This window comes from Streptomyces sp. NPDC056486, from assembly GCF_042795295.1.
In the GTDB taxonomy this organism is placed as follows: Bacteria; Actinomycetota; Actinomycetes; order Streptomycetales; family Streptomycetaceae; genus Streptomyces.
The window spans coordinates 44,757-61,236 of record NZ_JBHTSF010000011.1 but is presented as its reverse complement, the minus strand read 5'-3'; the positions used below and the strand labels follow the sequence as shown (position 1 = coordinate 61,236).

At 71.5% G+C, this 16,480-nt stretch carries 13 protein-coding genes; 3 read left to right on the top strand and 10 right to left on the bottom strand.

What is annotated here, in order from left to right:
- Window positions 1–35: 35 nt before the first annotated feature.
- Window positions 36–1,253 carry a CoA transferase gene (locus ACFQ7F_RS07630; protein WP_383267710.1) on the bottom strand — a complete coding sequence of 406 codons (1,218 nt, stop codon included), beginning with the start codon at window positions 1,251–1,253 and terminating at the stop codon, window positions 36–38.
- Between the two features lie 463 nt (window positions 1,254–1,716).
- Here ACFQ7F_RS07630 and ACFQ7F_RS07625 point away from each other — a divergent pair, with 463 nt between their 5' ends.
- A complete protein-coding gene (locus ACFQ7F_RS07625) occupies window positions 1,717–2,907 on the top strand; it encodes an NAD(P)/FAD-dependent oxidoreductase (RefSeq protein ID WP_383267617.1) in 1,191 nt (396 codons plus the stop codon).
- Window positions 2,908–2,917: 10 nt separating this feature from the next.
- Window positions 2,918–3,856, top strand: a complete 939-nt coding sequence (locus ACFQ7F_RS07620) for a sigma-70 family RNA polymerase sigma factor (protein ID WP_383267614.1) — start codon at window positions 2,918–2,920, stop codon at window positions 3,854–3,856.
- Window positions 3,857–4,112: 256 nt separating this feature from the next.
- Here the strand turns inward: ACFQ7F_RS07620 and ACFQ7F_RS07615 are convergent, their stop codons facing one another.
- The 9 genes from ACFQ7F_RS07615 to ACFQ7F_RS07575 form a co-directional block, all read right to left on the bottom strand.
- Window positions 4,113–6,257 (bottom strand): alpha-galactosidase, encoded by a 2,145-nt coding sequence (locus tag ACFQ7F_RS07615; RefSeq protein WP_383267611.1) that lies wholly within the window; start codon window positions 6,255–6,257, stop codon window positions 4,113–4,115.
- A complete protein-coding gene (locus ACFQ7F_RS07610; protein ID WP_383267608.1) occupies window positions 6,254–7,096 on the bottom strand; it encodes a carbohydrate ABC transporter permease in 843 nt (280 codons plus the stop codon). Before ACFQ7F_RS07610 ends, ACFQ7F_RS07615 begins: the two co-directional genes overlap by 4 nt.
- Complete coding sequence (locus ACFQ7F_RS07605; protein ID WP_383267605.1) at window positions 7,096–8,040, bottom strand: carbohydrate ABC transporter permease; 945 nt, start codon at window positions 8,038–8,040, stop codon at window positions 7,096–7,098. Before ACFQ7F_RS07605 ends, ACFQ7F_RS07610 begins: the two co-directional genes overlap by 1 nt.
- Before the next feature lies 1 nt (window position 8,041).
- Entirely contained in the window at window positions 8,042–9,340 is a 1,299-nt protein-coding gene (locus ACFQ7F_RS07600) for an ABC transporter substrate-binding protein (RefSeq protein ID WP_383267602.1), read from the bottom strand.
- A gap of 80 nt (window positions 9,341–9,420) precedes the next feature.
- Window positions 9,421–11,523, bottom strand: a complete 2,103-nt coding sequence (locus ACFQ7F_RS07595) for a glycoside hydrolase family 27 protein (protein WP_383267600.1) — start codon at window positions 11,521–11,523, stop codon at window positions 9,421–9,423.
- A 179-nt stretch (window positions 11,524–11,702) separates the two neighbouring features.
- On the bottom strand, window positions 11,703–12,587 hold the full coding sequence (locus ACFQ7F_RS07590; protein ID WP_383267598.1) for an SMP-30/gluconolactonase/LRE family protein: 885 nt from the start codon (window positions 12,585–12,587) through the stop codon (window positions 11,703–11,705).
- On the bottom strand, window positions 12,581–13,726 hold the full coding sequence (dgoD, locus tag ACFQ7F_RS07585) for a galactonate dehydratase (protein ID WP_383267595.1): 1,146 nt from the start codon (window positions 13,724–13,726) through the stop codon (window positions 12,581–12,583). The genes ACFQ7F_RS07590 and dgoD overlap by 7 nt, the downstream gene beginning before the upstream one ends.
- Before the next feature lie 47 nt (window positions 13,727–13,773).
- Window positions 13,774–14,532 (bottom strand): SDR family NAD(P)-dependent oxidoreductase, encoded by a 759-nt coding sequence (locus tag ACFQ7F_RS07580; protein WP_383267592.1) that lies wholly within the window; start codon window positions 14,530–14,532, stop codon window positions 13,774–13,776.
- Window positions 14,529–15,479: an aldose 1-epimerase family protein gene (locus tag ACFQ7F_RS07575; RefSeq protein ID WP_383267589.1), complete on the bottom strand. Its 951-nt coding sequence runs from the start codon at window positions 15,477–15,479 to the stop codon at window positions 14,529–14,531. The genes ACFQ7F_RS07580 and ACFQ7F_RS07575 overlap by 4 nt, the downstream gene beginning before the upstream one ends.
- Window positions 15,480–15,656: 177 nt before the next feature.
- Between ACFQ7F_RS07575 and ACFQ7F_RS07570 the strand changes: the two genes are divergently transcribed.
- A complete protein-coding gene (locus tag ACFQ7F_RS07570; RefSeq protein WP_383267587.1) occupies window positions 15,657–16,385 on the top strand; it encodes a FadR/GntR family transcriptional regulator in 729 nt (242 codons plus the stop codon).
- Window positions 16,386–16,480 lie beyond the last annotated feature (95 nt).

Genomic DNA, 16,480 nt, shown 5'->3' with positions numbered 1-16,480 from the left:
GAGCCACAACGGCTCGGCCGTGCCGTCGCTCCCGTTCAGGCCCAGTTCGGCAGATCGGCGCCCCACTGGGTCGGTGCACGGTTCCAGTTCGCGGGTGCGCCGTCATAGTGGACCGCGGGCAGGGCGTGACGCAGCAGACCGTAGGGCGATCCGGTCTCGGTGAGCCAGGATCCGGGGTCGGAGAGGTCGGCTTCGCCCTGGGCGGAGGTGGCGGGGATGTCGTGCAGCAGCCAGGAGGCCGTGCCGGCCAGGGAGAGGCGAAGATGCCGCCCGCCGCCGGTGGCCTGTCGGTCGCTCAGTGCACGTAGGACGGCAGCGGCGAGCAGATACCCGGTTCCGTGGTCCAGCGCCTGTGCGGGCAGTACACCGGGGCGGCCGTCGGTCGTGGCCTCGATCGCGGCGATACCGGTACCGGCTTGGACCAGGCTGTCGAAGCCGCGGCGCTCGGCCCAGGGACCGGACCAGCCCCAGGCGCACAGCTGGGCGACGATCAGGTCGGGATGCCGGGCCAGGAGCGCGTCGGGGGCCAGTCCGTGCCGGTCCAGGGCGCCGGGGCGGTAGCCGGTCACCACGACGTCTGCCTGGCTGAGAAGGCCCTCGAAGGTGTGCCGGTCGCCAGGGCCGGCGAGATCCAGCAGCGTGGAGCGTTTGCCCATGCCGGTGTCGGCGTGGGCGTCCGCGTCCTCGGGGAGCTGCGGAGCGTCCACGCGCAGCACGTCGGCGCCCAGGAGCGCCAGTGTGCGGGTGGCCACGGGGCCGGCGATGACGCGGGTCAGGTCCAGGACCCGCACTCCTTGGGCCGGCACGGATGCGGGCGCCAGCAGCCGGGGGCTGCTCTGACCCATGCGCCGCGTCTCGACCAGAGCAGGTCCGGCTTCAGCGGGTGCTGAAGCCACAGCCACGGCCAGGCCACCCGCCGCGTAGACGGTCTCCTGGACCTCCCGTGCCGGACGCGATGCCAGTTCCTTCGAGAGCATGCCCACCAGAGCCTGGTCATGTCCCGTGTCCGCGATACCCAGGGCGCTGAGCAGCCGGGCACGGTGGTGCGGGTAGTTGGCGTGAGTGCGCACCCATCCGTCGGCTGCCTGCCAGAACCCGGACAGCGGAGCAAAGGACGTCGGAGTCCGGCCGTCGATCCGCAGGTGGCGTTCACTGACGAAGGCGGTGGCCACCGCCGCCTCGTTCACCCGCACCGCGGGCACCGGCACACGGTTGCGCAGCGCCAGCAGTTCCGCCGCCGCCAGTGAGGACACTCCCACGCAGGCCCGCGCCAGCTCCCTCACCGGCAAACGCGACGGCAGGACAGCGCCCGCCCCCTCGAAGGACACGCTCGGGACCAGTTGGCGCCGGCCCCCCAGGGCCGCCCAGGCCTGCGTGGTGGCCGCATCCTCGGTGTACGTCATCCGCTCATTGTGCGGCGCACCCCAGGATGACGCTGCTAGCGGGCCGTTGTGGTTTTGCCCTCACCTTGGCTGGCACCCTGAAGGATCACGATACGTAATCGACCACAGAAAGTGATCCAGAACCAAAACTGGAAGACGTCACCTTTCACGGTACGAAGGTGCCTCCAGGGCTGGACGACGAACGGCTCCCGTAGTCGCGTACGTAGCCAAGCTGCTCATCCTGGTTCGGTGACCCGCGTCACACCCGGCTCCTGTCAGCAATCGGGGCGCCGTCCCGTTCAAGGGGCACGCGAACGAGACAGGGAGCAACGCCATGAAGCACCGCATCGTCGTACTCGGCGCCGGATACGCCGGGGCCTTCGCCGCCGGAAACCTGACCCGCCGGCTCTCCCCGGCCGACACCGAGATCACCGTCGTCAACGCCGCGCCCGACTTCGTCGAGCGGATGAGGCTGCACCAGCTCGCGATCGGCCAGGACGTCACGTTCCGCAAGCTCGCCGACGTATTCGCGGGTACCAGGGTGCGGCTGCGCCTGGCCCGCGTCACCGGCATCGACCCCGAGCGCAGGACCGTCGCCGTGACCTGCGAGGACGGCGACAGCGAGCTCGCGTACGACACGCTTCTCTACGCGCTCGGAAGCTCCGTGGCCGACCATGGCGTCCCCGGTGTGGCCGAGTACGCCTTCGATGTGACCGGCCGGTCCTCGGCGCTGCGCCTGCGCGAGCGCCTGGCCGGCCTGGGCGAGGGCGCCGCCGTGCTGGTCGTCGGTGAGGGACTGACCGGCATCGAGACCGCCACCGAGTTCGCCGAGTCCCGGCCCGACCTCCCGGTCGCGCTCGCCGCCCGCGGCGAGTTGGGCGCCTGGCTCTCCCCGAAGGCCCGCCGTCACCTGCGCCAGGCCTTCGACCGGCTCGGCGTCACCGTCCACGAGCACACCGGCATCGAAGCTGTCGAGCCGACGCGGGCGATCGCCGTCGGCGGTACGTCCATCCCGGCCGAAGTGACCGTGTGGACGGCGGGGTTCGCCGTGCACCCCATCGCGGCCGCCAGCGGCCTGGAGGTCGCCGAGACCGGCCAGATCGCTGTCGACCGCACCATGCGCTCGGTCTCGCACCCGGACGTCTACGCCGCCGGTGACTGCGCCTACGCGATCGGCGACAACGGCCTGCCGCTGCCGATGTCCTGCGCCTCGGCCGGCTTCACCAACATGCAGGCGACCGCCGCGATCATTGCTCGCCTGACGGGCAGCGAGGTCCCGACCGTCGGGCTGAAGTACCACGGCAACCACATCAGCCTCGGGCGGCGGGACGCGATCTTCCAGATGGTGGACGGGGACGCCCGGTCGAAGTCCTGGTATCTGGGCGGCCGTTCCGCCGCGCGGCTCAAGGCGGGCGTGCTCAAGGGGGCCGGGTTCGGCATCGCCCACCCGACCTTCGGCATGCCGAAGCGCAAGCGCCGCCTGGCCACCGTGCCTGACCGGGCTGGTATGAGGGCCGCCGCATAGGCTGCTCCGCATGAAAAGCGCGGCCATCGATCGGTTCGAGGCCAGCCGGGGCCGGCTGGCCTCGCTCGCGTACCGTCTGCTCGGCTCGGCCGCCGACGCCGAGGACGCCGTGCAGGACACGTTCCTGCGCTGGCAGGCCGCGGACCGCGAACGGGTCGATGTGCCGGAAGCGTGGCTGACCAAGGTCATCACCAATCTCTGCCTCGACCGGCTCCGCTCGGCGCAGGTACGCCACGAGCGAGCGGCCGGTGCCTGGTTGCCCGAGCCGCTCCTCGAGGGCGACCCGATGCTCGGCCCGGCCGACACCTTCGAGCAGCGCGAATCGGTGTCCTTGGCTGTGCTGACCCTCTTGGAGCGGCTCTCGCCGGTCGAGCGGGCCGTCTACGTCCTGCGTGAGGCCTTCTCATACAGCCACGCCGAGATCGCCAGAATCCTCGACATCACCGAGTCCGCGAGCCAGCAGCATGCCCACCGGTCCCGCGCCCGGGTCGCCGCCGGGCGCCGCCGCGGCGGCGAGGCCGACCCCGCGTCCGCGCGCCGGGTCGTCGAGGAGTTCCTCGCCGCCGCCACATCGGGGCGTACCGAACGGCTGGTGGCGCTCCTCACCGATGACGTGACGGCACTCTCGGACGGCGCCGGACTCGCCAAGCGGCTGCTGCGTCACACGACGCGCGAGCGGGTCGCCGCATACGTACGAGCCGGCTTCAAGCCCACGCCGGCGAAGCGGCGGATGGCCGGCGGCTCGCCCGCGATGCATATCGCGCTGCTCAACGGCTCCCCGGCCGTCGTCGCCGTGGTCGGCGACCGGGTCGTGGGCGCCGTGGCATTCGAAGTCAGCGACGGCAAGATCGCGTCCCTGCGCGGCATCGCCGCCGCAGCCCGGCTCACACGCCTCAACGAGGCCTGGCGGCAGCACGAACCCGAAGCGCCGGTCATCAACGCATGGTGACCGGAGCCACCGGAATCCAGTGACCTGAATCGGAGCGAGGACGGCACCCGTCGGCCCCCGAATCGGACTCGGCCATGCAGTTCGGATCCCCGATGGCCAACTACCGGTCGACGCAGTGGGTTCGCCATCATGTGCGTCGGCAACACACTGACGCCGCCGGCCGGTGCGCCGCCGCGCAACGCTCGCAATCGATGCACACTTGCGGCCGGGCCAGTGGTGATCGGATGCGGCCGGAGGCTCACCGTCTCGACATACGTCACAGGCGGCGCAGCACCACGTGTTCGGCATCGTGCTCGGCGTCCCACCGCAGTGGCAGGCCCACGTGTCGCAGGTACGCGCCGCCGTACTCCGTGCCGTCGGCCTCGTCGCGGTAGCGTGCGGCGGCGTCGAGGCCTTGCAGGCGCAGCCGGTCGGGACGGCCGGGCACGAGCGGTGATCCGTCGAGCCGGCCGGTGCTCAGGGCGGCGACCACGATGCGGGACCTGTCGGGCGCGACGGACTCGACCCCGAACGTCGGCTCGTCCGGCGACCCGAGCAGGTGGGTCTCACCGTGGTGCACGATGTCCCGGACGCTCTTGTACCGGGCGATCCACCAGGCGGCCGACGCCCGTTGCTCCTCGCTCCACGTGCCGAGGTCGGCGCCGATCCCGAGGACGCCTGTCATCGCGCTGACGAAACGGAACGCGAGGGAACGCGGCCGCGGGTCGAACAGGCCCCGCGCGTCGGTGACCCAGGAGCTCATGGTGTGCGGGGCGTGCGCATGCAAGTAGCCGTACTGGACGGAGAGCCGGTCCAGCGGTGCGGTGTTGTCGCTGGGCCACACCATGTCGGTGCGGGCGAGCGTCGTATGGTCGATGCGGCCGCCACCGCCCGCGCAGCCCTCGACGGTGACATGCGGATGGCGGGTACGCAGATGGTCAAGGACGCGCAGATAGCCCGCCACGTGCGCGGCGTCCAGGTCGAGTCGCTCCGCGAAGTCCTCTCCCGGGCGACCGCGTTCGGTGGGCGGACGGTTCATGTCCCACTTCAGGTACGAGATGTCGTACCGCCCCAGGAGCCGGTCAAGGGTGTCGAGGACGAACTCTTGGACGTCGTCACGGCCGAGGTCGAGGAGGAACTGGTTGCGGACGCGGCGTCCCGTGCGCTGGGGCAACCGATAGACCCACTCGGGGTGTTCGGCGTGCAGCTTCGATCCAGGGCTGACTGCCTCGGGTTCCACCCACAGCCCGAAGTCGAGCCCGAGAGCACACACGTCGTCGACGAAGCGGTTGAAGCCGTGGGGGAACAGTGCGGGATCGGGTTCCCAGTCGCCCAGACCGCCGGTGTCGTCGGTCCGGCCGCTGAACCAGCCGTCGTCGACCACGAACAGCTCCACGCCCAGATCCGCGGCTCGGCGGGCGAGGGCGAGCTGGTGGTCGGCCCGCACGTCGAACCCGGTCGCCTCCCAGGAGTTGTAGAGGACGGGGCGCCGACGCGTGAGCCGGCCCCCGGCCAGGCGACGCTCGTAGCGGTGCCAGACCCGCGACAGGCCGTCCAGGCCGTCCGGGCTGAACGCGCAGGCCAGCATGGGTGTCACCAGCGTCTCGCCAGGGGTGAGCAGCACGGATCCCTCGTGCGGGACGCGGCCCGCACGCACCCGTACCGCGCCGCCGGGCTCCGCGTCGACGGCCATGTGCCAGTTGCCCGCCCATTCGAGGGCGATGCCGTACGTGGGGGACCCGGTGCCACGGTCCGGGTGAACGGCGTCCTGGACGGCCAGCCACGGGGCGTAAGCGTGGCCCGGCGCACCCTGGGTGCTGCCGAACTCCAGCGTGCCGCGCCTCAGTTGGGTCTGCGTGAACTGGAACTCTTGCGACCATTGACCGGTCAGATACGTCACACGTGTGCCGTGCGCCGACACGGGCACGTTGACCGCGGCCGAGTCGAAGCGCTCCAGGCGCAGCGACTCGTTGCCCGTGCAGGTCAGTTCGGCCCAGCGGCGGATCACGTCGGTGTCCGGCACCGTCGCGTAGCGCAGGGTGACGCGCAGCCCGAGGACATCGTCGTCGAAGGTGAGGTCGAGGCCGCTGTCGTCCTCCTGGTGCGCCTCGACGAAGCGCCACCACACACCGCGCTCGCGCCCGGGGCGGCTCGCGATCAGGTCGGCGCCGTTGAACGGGCGAAGGCCGTGCGGGATGTACTCGGCGGGCGCCAGGTCGGCGGGGGTGACGAAGTGCGTGCGGCGCGACCAGCCCAGCGGGGACGGGCCGTCCTGCGCGCCCGTCGGCCCCCACACCGCGAGTTCGGGCCAGATCCCCGCCCCGGGACCGTCGCCCTCGCCGTCACCGCCCAGCGTGACGGCGTAGACCGTGTGTTCGGTGCGCAGGACCCAGCGGTCCGACGCCCTTTCGGTGGTGCTCACTTGACTGCTCCAAGATTGAGACCCGCCACGAAGTGGCGCTGGAAGCGGAGGAAGACGAGGACGGTCGGGGCCGCGGCGATGACGGAGCCGGCCGCGATCACGTTCCACTGCGAGACGTACTGCCCCTGCAGGTTGATCAGCGACGCCGTGATCGGCATGTGCGTCTCGGTGCGCAGCACGCTGATCGCCCACAGCAGGTCGTTGAAGATCCAGGTGAAGGACAGGGCACTGAGCGCGGCGAGAGCGGGTCGGGCCAGCGGCAGCACGATCCGCCAGTAGATCGTCGCGGGTCCGGCCCCGTCGATCACCGCGGCCTGCTGCACCTCCGGCGGGATCGATCGCATGAAGCCGTGGAGTACGAACACGTAGAAGCCGATGCCGAAGCCGACCTGGACGCCGATGAGCGCCCACAACTGGTCGTAGATGCCGACCAGTTCGCTCATCTTCGCCACGGGAATCAGGAGGATCTGCGGGGGCAGCAGGTTGCCCGCCAGCATGACGAGGAGCAGGGTGCGCCGGCCGGGCAGCGCGTACCGGCTGAGCGCGAACGCGGCCATCGACGCGAGCAGCAGCGACAGCAGGACGCTCGGGACGGTGACGAGCAGGCTGTTGATCAGGGCCTGCTTCTGGCCGCCGTCGGTCCAGGCCTGCCCGAATCCGTCGAGGCTGAACGAGTGCGGGGCCGCGCCGAGGCCGTTGGCCGCGATGTCGTCGAACGTCCGGGTCGCGGTGATCACGACGAGGACGATCGGGACGAGCCACAGGACGGCGAGTGCTCCCGCGCCGAGGTGGAATCCGGCGGTGGCGGCGCGGCGGCGCAGCACGCTGGGGCTGTTCATCAGTCGGCCTCCCGGAAGGCGCGGACGAGATAGGAGGCGATGACGCCGAAGGCCAGCAGGAAGATGACGACGGCGAGCGCGGAACCGTAGCCGAGGCGCAGCGACTGGAAGGCCGTCGAGTACATATAGGTGCTCAGCAGTTCGGAGGAGTGGTAGGGGCCGCCGCGGGTCAGGGACCAGACCACATCGAAGGAGCGCAGCGAGTCGATGACGATGACCGACAGGACGACCGCGTTGACGCTCTTGAGCTGAGGCATGGTGACGTGCCGGAACTGTTGCACGCGGCTCGCGCCGTCGACCTTCGCGGCTTCGTACAGCATGGGGTCGATGCCCTTGAGACCGGCGAGGTAGAGGACCATCACGTAGCCGATCTGCCGCCAGAGTGCGGGCAGCAGGACCGCGTACAGGGCAGTGTCGCGGTCGGCGAGCCAGGAGCGGGTGAGGCCGTCGAGTCCGACTCCGTCGAGGATGCGGTTGATGAGCCCGTCCGGCTGGTACATCGCCTGCCAGACGAGCGCGGTGGCGACCAGGGAGAAGACGACCGGGAGGAACAGGGCGGCCCGGTAGAAGCCGACGCCGCGGCGTTCCTGCTGGAGCAGGAGCGCCGCGCCGAGCCCGAGCAGCGCGGACAGACCGCCGAACAGCACCAGCCACTTCGCGGTGTTGAGCAGGGCGTGCCGGAAGACGGCGTCGTGGACCATCTCGCGGAAGTTGTCGATGCCGATCAGGTGCGCGACCGAGATGCCGTCCCAGTCGGTGATCGCGAGGTAGAAGCCTTGCAGTGCGGGCCAGAACACCCAGAAGCCCTCGGCGAGCAGCGGGACGAGGACGAAGGCGACGACGAGCGGCGGGACCCGGGTGGCGGCCCCGCGGCGCGGGCGGCGGGCGGACGGCGTCCTGCGCGTGCCCGGGGCCGGCCGGGTGTCGGTGTCGAGGACGGCCATGTCACTTCCCCCAGATCTTCTCGGCGTCGCGCTGCCAGGTCGTGAGGACCGACCCGATGCGGTCGGGCTCGGACAGATAGCGGATGAGGGCGGTGTCGGCAGTGGGCGAGAGCGCGTCGCTGGAGTCCCGGTTGAAGAACTGGGTGACTTCGGTCGCCGACTCGATGAGTTCGCGGCCCTTCTTGACCAGGGCCGTTCCGCTGTCCTTGGCGTCGGGGTGGGTCGGCAGAGCGGTGCCGGACGATCCTTCGAGGTAGAGCTCCTGCGCCTCGGCGGTGGCGAGGTAGCGCAGGAACTCCTTGGTCTGGCGGCCGCGCGGGGTGCGGGCACCGGCGAAGTAGCCGTCGGTGGGCGCCTCCTCGGCCATCGGCACCTTCGGGTCGATCTCGGGGAACCGGAAGAAGTCGATGTCGTCGAGTTGGTCCTTGGGCACGGAGTCGGCGAAGAACGTGCCGATGAGCATCATGGCCGTACGTCCTTGGAGCAGTTCGGTGGTGGCGTCCTGGAAGGCGAGGGCCGTGCCGCGCTTGTCGATGAAGGGGCGTGCCTCGTCCCAGCGGTCGAAGACGCGCCGCACCTCGGGATCGTCGAATCGGTGCCGGCCCGCGAGCAGGTCGCGGTGGTACTGGGCGCCGTTGATCCGGATGTTGAGGTAGTCGAACCAGGAGGAGGAGACCCACGCGGTGCCGCTGCCCGCGCCGAGCCCGATGGGGGTGACCTTCTTGCGCTGGAGGGTGTCGCACAGGTCGAGGAAGTCGTCCCAGGTGCGTGGCTCGTCCACGCCCCACTTCCTGAAGTTCGACTTCCGGTAGAAGAAGCCCCACCAGTAGTAGCTCGTCGGCACGAACACCTTGTGGCCCGCACGCGAGGTGCACAGCCTCTTGAGCGCCTTGCTGTACCGGCTCAGATCCGGGCTCCGCCATACGTCGTCGAGGTCGAGCAGGAGATCGCGGCGCGCGTACGCGTCGGCCACCGAACCCGGGTACCAGGTGTACAGGTCGGGCGGGTCGGCCGACGTCAGGTAGGTGGGCAGCTGGGTGCGGAAGGTCTCCGAGGCGACGGTGTTCAGCGCGGCCGAGGCGCCGTTGCGCGCGTTGAAGGCGTCGACGACCTTCTGCAGGGCGGCCTTCGCCTGGGGCGCGGAGAGGTTGGACTGCAGCGTGACGTCGCCGCCGGAGGAGACGCTGGAGCGCACGGACGTGACACAGCCGCTCAGTGCGCCGCCGGCGCCGAGCGCTCCGACGCCCGTGAGCAGGCGGCGTCTGCTGAGCTGCGAACTGCCGCTGGGCAAAGGGGACATGGTGACTCCTGGAGGGCCCGGGGCCGGACCGTGCGGTGGCGGTCCCGGGCTGGGTGCGGGTGACGGAGAAGGGCCGCCGGTCAGTCGGACGCGGGCAGCGGGGCCCGCCACAGCTGCCCGTCGACGCCCCGGAACGTGGCGGTCAGCGGCGTACCGGTGAGTGCGGGCGCGCCTGCCAGTGCGGCGCCGGGGAACTCGGTGCGCTTGGACCAGTCGCTCCATGCGCCGTCGCCCCGGCCGGGTGCGAGCGAGCGCTGCCACACGGTGTAGTCGCCGGCGCGGGAGACGAGCCGTACGGTGTCGCCGTCGAGGGCGAGTGCGGGCGAGGCGCTGGTGGCGCCGCCGAGCGAGGTCCATGCGGACCAGGTGCCGTCGGTGGCGCGGACCCGGGTCCACACGGAGCTGTCGGTGGCGCGGACGGCGACGTGTACGCGTCCGTCGGCGTCGGTCACGGCCGCCGGGTCGTCGTACAGGCCGAGGCCGTCGGGGGCACCCAACTCCTGCCAGTGGCCCGTGGCCGAGCGGACGAGCAGGCCGCCCTCGCGGTCGAGGGCGGCGAGGGCGCCGGGCGTCGCACCGGCCCCGGCGACGGCGGGTGCGGAGGAGACGGCCGGGCTCTCGACAGGCCGCCAGCCGCTGGTGGCGCGGCCGTCGGTGAGCTGCCTGCGGTACAGGTGGCCGTCGGTGGCACGGACGTACACCTCGATGCGTCCCTCGCCGTAGGCGCGGGCCACCGGCTTGCCGGTGACCCGGCCGCCGCCGGGGCGGCCCAGGGAGGCGCCGTTCACGACGACGTCCCCGGAGAAGGTGGTGGAGAAGACGGTACGGCCGATGGCGGCCGGGTCGGCGGGCGACCGTACCCCCAGGCGCGTGCCCGGCGCGGTGTCCTTGCCGTCCAGCTTCAGGAAGGCCGTGCCGTGGGCGGGGACCTCGACGGTGTAGGAGCCCTCGTGGACGCCGCGGTCGGCTCGGGCCCGCAGATCGCGGACGCGCACCGGTCCGGTCAGGCCCGCGTCGGCGAACCGGACGGTGCGCCTGGCCGCCGTGTCCGAGCGGTTGAGGAGGACGACCGTGCGGTGGCCCGCACCCTTGAGGACCTTGCTGTAGACGTCGCCGGTCGCGTCGCTCGCCACGCGCACACCCTGTATGGCGAGCGGGTCCTGGTCGACGCCGATGATCTCCGGGTTGCGCAGGGTGTCGATCATGTCCTGCGGCAGGGTGCGCGGATCGGAGCCGATGACGAGCGGCGACCCCATGAGCGCCCACAGGACGAGCTGGGTCGTCGACTCCTCGGTGCTGAGTTCGGGTGTGCCGTCCTTGAGCCTGCGCAGCGGGATCAGGTAGTCCGGGTCGTTGTAGTGACCCGGGCTCTGTGCCTCGGGATGCGCCATGTTGGCGTCCATGTTGCGCAGGATGTTCGGCCACTGGTTCTCGGACGGGGTGCCGAAGGCGACGTCGGTGCCGGTGCGCCAGGAGTCCGCGAGGCGCGGCCCGAACTGGTACGAGTTGTGCGCGTCCTGCGCCGGGGTGTGCGGTACGCCCCAGTCGTCCGTGAGCGGGTTGCAGAGGTTGAGCAGCATGGGCCGCCCGGTCTTCCGGACGGCCTCGCTGAACTCCTTGAACGCCGGTTGCGGATCGGCCTTCTCAGCGATGCCGCACAGGAAGTCGACCTTGATCGCGTCGACTTTCCAGTCGGCGAACTGCCGTGCGTCCTCGCTGTAATGGCCGCGGCTGCCGAGCCCGCAGCTCTTGCCGCCGTCGTACGTGCCCGCGTCCGTGTAGATACCCGCCTTGAGGCCGCGGCGGTGCAGGTAGTCGACAAGGGCCGGGATGCCGGACGGAAAGCGCTCGGCGTTCGCGGCAAGGTGGCCCTCGCTGTCGCGCGGGGTGTCGGCCTGCCAGCCGCCGTCCAGCCAGACGATGTTGTAGCCGCTCTCCTTCAGCCCGCTGCCGACCAGGAAGTCGGCGACGCTCTTGACGTCCTTCTCGGTGGGCGCGCCGAGGCCGAAGTAGGTGTTCCAGCCCATGTACGGGGTCGGAGCGAGGGGCGTATCGGTGGGCTGCCGGGGGGGTGCCGGGGTGCGGTCGGCCGCGGCGGCCGGAGCGGCCGGGGACAGCGTGGCCGCGACGAGGAGGGCGGCGAGGGCGGCTGTGCCGAGCGTCGCTGCGCGGGGTGAAGTCACAGAGCTCTCCTGAGGTGATGACTGATGAGGGGTGTCGTCCGCCGGTCCAAGAGCCGAACGGGAAGCGCTCGGACGACTGTTGCCGCAGGGGTCGACCCTGTCAACAAAAATTCCTAATTAACTAAAAATTGAGAGGCGGACGTGACTGGAGGAACCGGCCGACGGAACCGCCCGGCGGCTCACGGTGCCGACCGACCGCCTTCGGTGAACTCAGGGCGGAACGCGCAGGCAGGCGTGCCGGGGACGACGACCCGCAGCCGTAGCAGCGCGCCGTCGAGTGGGCCGGGATCCGCGAGCCCGATGCGCGCGCTGGTGACGAACAGGGTCCGCCCGTCCGCGCCGCCCAGGCACAGACCGGCGGGCTGGCGCACGGGCGCCCGGACGACGTCGTCCAGCTCTCCGTCGGCGCGGTAGTGGTGCAGTTCGCCCGCTCCCCACACAGCGCTCCACACTCCGCCGCCCTGGTCCACCACCATGCCGTCCGGACTGCCGGAGTCCACGGTCGCGAAGAGCTCGCCGCCGTCGAGCGCACCCGTCCGAGGGTCCACCCGGTACCGGAGGATGCGGCCGAGCGGGCTGTCCGCGAGATACAGGGTCCTGCCGTCGGCCGTGAACGCCGGTCCGTTGGGCACACTCATCCCGTCGAGGACCCTGGTGACCGTCCCGTCGCGGTCGACGCGGAACAGCGCGCCCCCGCCGGGGAGGGCGTCGTATGCCATGGAGCCGGCCCAGAAACGCCCCGCGGGATCGGCTGCCGCGTCGTTCATCCGGAACGGACGCGCGGGATGTTGCTCCGGGTGGGACAGCCACCGCGGCGGTCGCCCGGGTTCGAGCAGACAGATACCGGTGTCGGCTGCGGCGATCCACGTGTCCCGCGTCCCGGCCACGGGCGCGATCGCACCCAGCGGGAACGGCAGACGCACCTCCTCGCGCAGGGTGCCCCCGGGACCTGCGGAGAACAGCCGGCCGGTGAGGATGTCGGTGAGGACGAGACCACGCTCCGTCCAGCGCACGCCCTCGCCGAGTTCGAGTCGCTCGGAACCCACAGGGCTGGAGGTCACCATTCCGCGAAGCTCCCGTCGTCGTGCCGCCACACCGGATTGCGCCATCGGTGCGCGGTGCTGTCGGCCTGGCGCACCGCGGCCTCGTCCACCCGCACCCCGAGCCCCGGCAGCGTCGTGCGGTGCGCGTGCCCGTCGGTGAAGCGGAACGGTTCGGGATCGAGGACGTACGAGAGCAGGTCGGCGGAGCGGTTGTAGTGGATGCCCCGGCTCTGCTCCTGGATGAGGAAGTTCGGTGTCGCGAAAGCGACTTGGAGGCTTGAGGCGAGAGCGATCGGGCCCAGCGGGCAGTGCGGCGCGAGGAGGGCGCCGAAGGTGTCGGCCAGCGAGGCGATGCGGTGCACCTCCGAGATGCCGCCCGCGTGCGACAGATCGGGCTGTGCCACGGCGATGCCCGCCTGCAGTGCGGGCAGGAACTCCCCGCGTCCGTAGAGGCGTTCACCGGTCGCGACGGGCACACCAGTACCCGCGACCAGGCGCGGGAGCAGATGTCCGTGCTCGGGCAGCAGGGGTTCCTCGGCGAACAGCGGGCGCAGTGGGGCGATCCCGTCGAGCACCTGGCGGGCCCCGGCGGGGGTGAAGCGGCCGTGGAAGTCGACGGCGACATCGCGTTGTGGGCCGAGCGCCTCGCGGGCGGCGGCGACACGCTGGACGATCGCGTCGACCTCCGCCGGGCCGGGCAGCGGCGAGACGCGGCCGGAGGCGTTCATCTTGACCGCGGTGAAGCCGGCCTCGACCTGTGCGCCGATCTCCTCGGTCACCTGGGCGGGTTCGTCGCCGCCCACCCACGCGTACACGCGGACGGAGTCGCGCACGGGCCCGCCGAGCAGGGCGTGCACGGGCGCGTCGTAGGCCTGGCCCGCCAGGTCCCACAGCGCCTGGTCGATTCCGGCCACCGCGCTGGAGAGCACAGGACCGCCCCGGTAGAAGCCGCCCTTGGTGAGGACCTGCCAGTGGTCCTGGATGCGCAGCGGGTCCTGGCCGATGAGGTACTCGGCGAGGGTGTCGACGGCGGTGCGCACCACCTCGGCCCGGCCCTCGACCACGGGCTCGCCCCATCCGACGAGCCCGTCGTCCGTCTCGATGCGGCAGAACAGCCAGCGCGGGGGTATCTGGAACGTCTCGACACGTGCGATCTTCACAGAGCGTATGCACCTTTCGGAAGCAGGAGTTGGAGTGGCGGGGTCCGTCAGGACGACGCCTTGACGACGCTCCAGCCCCCGTCGACGAGCAGACTGGTGCCGGTGACGAAACCGGCCTCGGAGGAGGCGAGGAACGCGATGGCCGCGGCTACCTCCTCGGGTGTGCCGAAGCGCCGGGCCGCCGTCTCGGCGACGCTGCGCCTGCGTTCCTCCGCGCCGATGCCGTCCCAGGCACCGGTCAGGATCGGCCCGGGCAGGACGGCGTTGACACGGATCGACGGCCCGTATTCCACGGCCAGTTGACTGCACAGGGAGAGCACCGCGCCCTTGGTCGCGGCATACGCCGGGCGGCCCGGAAGCCCCATGCGCGCGTGGACCGACGAGGTGTAGACGACGGCGCCACCGTGCTCGGACATGTCGGGCTGCACGGCCCTGAAGCCGAGGAACCCGCCGGTGAGGTTGACGGCCACCTGCCGCTCCCACGACTCCTGGGTCATCTCGCCGGCCGGGGCCAGCTCCACGGTGTACGCGTTGGAGACGAGGACCCGCACCGGGCCGTGGGCGTGCGCCGCGTCGAGCACGCGCTCCCAGTCCGCCGCCTCGGCCACGTCGGCGCGGACGAACACGGCACGCGCGCCCTGGTCGCGCAGCGCGGCCGCGGTCCGCTCGCCGCGCTCTTCGTCGATGTCGCTCAGCACGACGAGCGCGCCCTCGGCGGCGAGCCGCCGCGCCGTGGCCGCGCCGATGCCGACGGCGGCCCCGGTCACCACGGCGACCTGATCGGTGAAGCGTTGCATTCCCGTCATTCCCTCTCCTCGTGTGTCGTGTCCCGGGTTCCGCGCACTTGAATGCCCCATGCGGCGGACCGCTGTTCGCCGGGGGCGAGGACGATCAGGTCGTGGCCGCTGTTGAACGCGTCCGGCGGGCAGGTCATCGGTTCCACGGCCAGGCCGGTGCGGCCGAAATGGTCGGCGGTGTAGAGCTGGAGCCAGCCGAGGGAGGCGTCGGCCCAGAGGTCGACCGCGTCGCCGCCGGGGGAGCGGAAGCGGGCGCGGGCCAGGCCGTCGGCGTCGCGGTGCAGACCGGTGTAGGCGTGATTGAGCACGAGGCCCCTCAACTCCCGTGCGTCACGCAGGTCCTGCGGGGTTCCCTCGACCGGGCGCGGTGGCCCGTCGGGCAGCATGCGGGTGTCCGGGTGCAGGCAGCGGTCGGCGCCCAGTTGTACGGAGCAGCCGTCGATGGAGCCGCCGAAGGTCAGGTACGGGTGGGCGCCGAGGCCGAAGGGCGCGGGCCGCGAGGTCCGGTTGGCCGCGGTGACACGGGCGGTGAGTCCGCGCACCGCGTCAAGGCGGTACTCGGCGCGCAGGTGCAGGGCGAACGGATAGCCGGGCCGGGCCGCCAGATCGAGCGTGAGTGCGACCCGGTCCGCACGCTCGCGGGGCTGCGGAGACCAGGTCTGCCAGGCGACGAGGCCGTGCAGCGCGGCTGCCGGATCCCGCTCGTCCAGGGGGAGTCGGTGAGCCGATCCGTCGAACGTGTAGCGGCCCTGGGCGAGTCGGTTGGGCCACGGCGCGAGGATCTGCCCATGAGCGGCGGGCGCCGGTTCGTCCGCGTCGAAGGTGAGGATCAACGGCTGCCCCGCATGGGTCAGTTCGCGCAGTGTCGCGCCGACGCCCGCGACGGTCGCTGCGTACGGCCCGGCGGTGATGCGCAGCTGGGTGCCGGACAGGGGCAGCGGGACGGGAGTGGCCATGGCCAGGACTGCATCAGCAGACACCGGGTCCCGTCAAGAATTATTCATAATTAATTTCTCGGCAAGGCGGGGCGGTCGATCCCGGCGGAGGGCTCATTGAGCTTCTAAAAATTATGAATTAAAGTGGCCGCAGATGGTGCGCGGGCACTCGGCCCGTCCCGCAGAGGGGAGCGGAGCATGGTGTCCTACGTTGGGCGCGGAGTCCACGGAGGCGTCGTCGAATCGCTCGGCTCCCGGGTCGTCGGGGGCGAGGTGGCCGTAGGCGCCACCCTCGATCCGCGCACACTCGTCGACGACATGGGCGTCAGCCTCACGGTCGTCCGCGAGGCGCTCAAGGTCCTCGGCGGCAAGGGGCTGGTCGCCTCCCGCCAGAAGCGCGGCACTTTCGTCCGCCCGCGCACCGACTGGAACGTCCTGGACGCGGATGTGATCCGCTGGCGCATCGAGGGTGGCGAAGGGGAAGCGGTGCTGCGCGACCTCGCCGAGATGCGCTCCATCGTGGAACCCGCCGCCGTGCGCCGCGCCGCCGAGCGCCGCACCACGCAGCAGCTGGAGGACCTCGACGCGGCGCTCGACCGCATGGCCCGGGCCGGCGAGGACGCGGCCGAGGCGGTCGCCGCCGACTCCGACTTCCACCACGCGCTCCTCGTGGCGTCCGGCAACGAGATGCTGGCCATGCTGCACGACCTGATGGCCCCTGCCCTGCGCGCCCGCGACAGCATTGTGCACGGTCCGCACGGCTGCGCCGACGACCCGGTGCCCAGCCATCGCGCGGTCCTTGACGCCATCCGCGACGGCGACGCGCCCCGCTCCGGCGCCGCCATGGCGGACCTGCTCGCGAAGGCGGACCGCGACCTCGATCTGGCCGTACGCTGGCGGGCCCGCGCGGCGTCCGACCGGAGCTGAGCGCGAGGGGGCGTCCGGCGACGGCCCTCAACGGGTTTTCCACGAGGTCGTACGCGCACTCGTACGCGCCTCTTGACACGACAGTGAACACCGCG

Excerpts from the sequence above, each read along its gene's own strand:
- ACFQ7F_RS07625 (WP_383267617.1), top strand. The coding sequence starts at position 1,717 with ATGAAGCACCGCATCGTCGTACTCGGCGCCGGATACGCCGGGGCCTTC.
- ACFQ7F_RS07620 (WP_383267614.1), top strand. The coding sequence starts at position 2,918 with ATGAAAAGCGCGGCCATCGATCGGTTCGAGGCCAGCCGGGGCCGGCTG.
- ACFQ7F_RS07610 (WP_383267608.1), bottom strand. The coding sequence starts at position 7,096 with ATGAACAGCCCCAGCGTGCTGCGCCGCCGCGCCGCCACCGCCGGATTC.
- ACFQ7F_RS07605 (WP_383267605.1), bottom strand. The coding sequence starts at position 8,040 with ATGGCCGTCCTCGACACCGACACCCGGCCGGCCCCGGGCACGCGCAGG.
- ACFQ7F_RS07600 (WP_383267602.1), bottom strand. The coding sequence starts at position 9,340 with ATGTCCCCTTTGCCCAGCGGCAGTTCGCAGCTCAGCAGACGCCGCCTG.
- ACFQ7F_RS07590 (WP_383267598.1), bottom strand. The coding sequence starts at position 12,587 with ATGGTGACCTCCAGCCCTGTGGGTTCCGAGCGACTCGAACTCGGCGAG.
- ACFQ7F_RS07580 (WP_383267592.1), bottom strand. The coding sequence starts at position 14,532 with ATGACGGGAATGCAACGCTTCACCGATCAGGTCGCCGTGGTGACCGGG.
- ACFQ7F_RS07575 (WP_383267589.1), bottom strand. The coding sequence starts at position 15,479 with ATGGCCACTCCCGTCCCGCTGCCCCTGTCCGGCACCCAGCTGCGCATC.
- ACFQ7F_RS07570 (WP_383267587.1), top strand. The coding sequence starts at position 15,657 with ATGGTGTCCTACGTTGGGCGCGGAGTCCACGGAGGCGTCGTCGAATCG.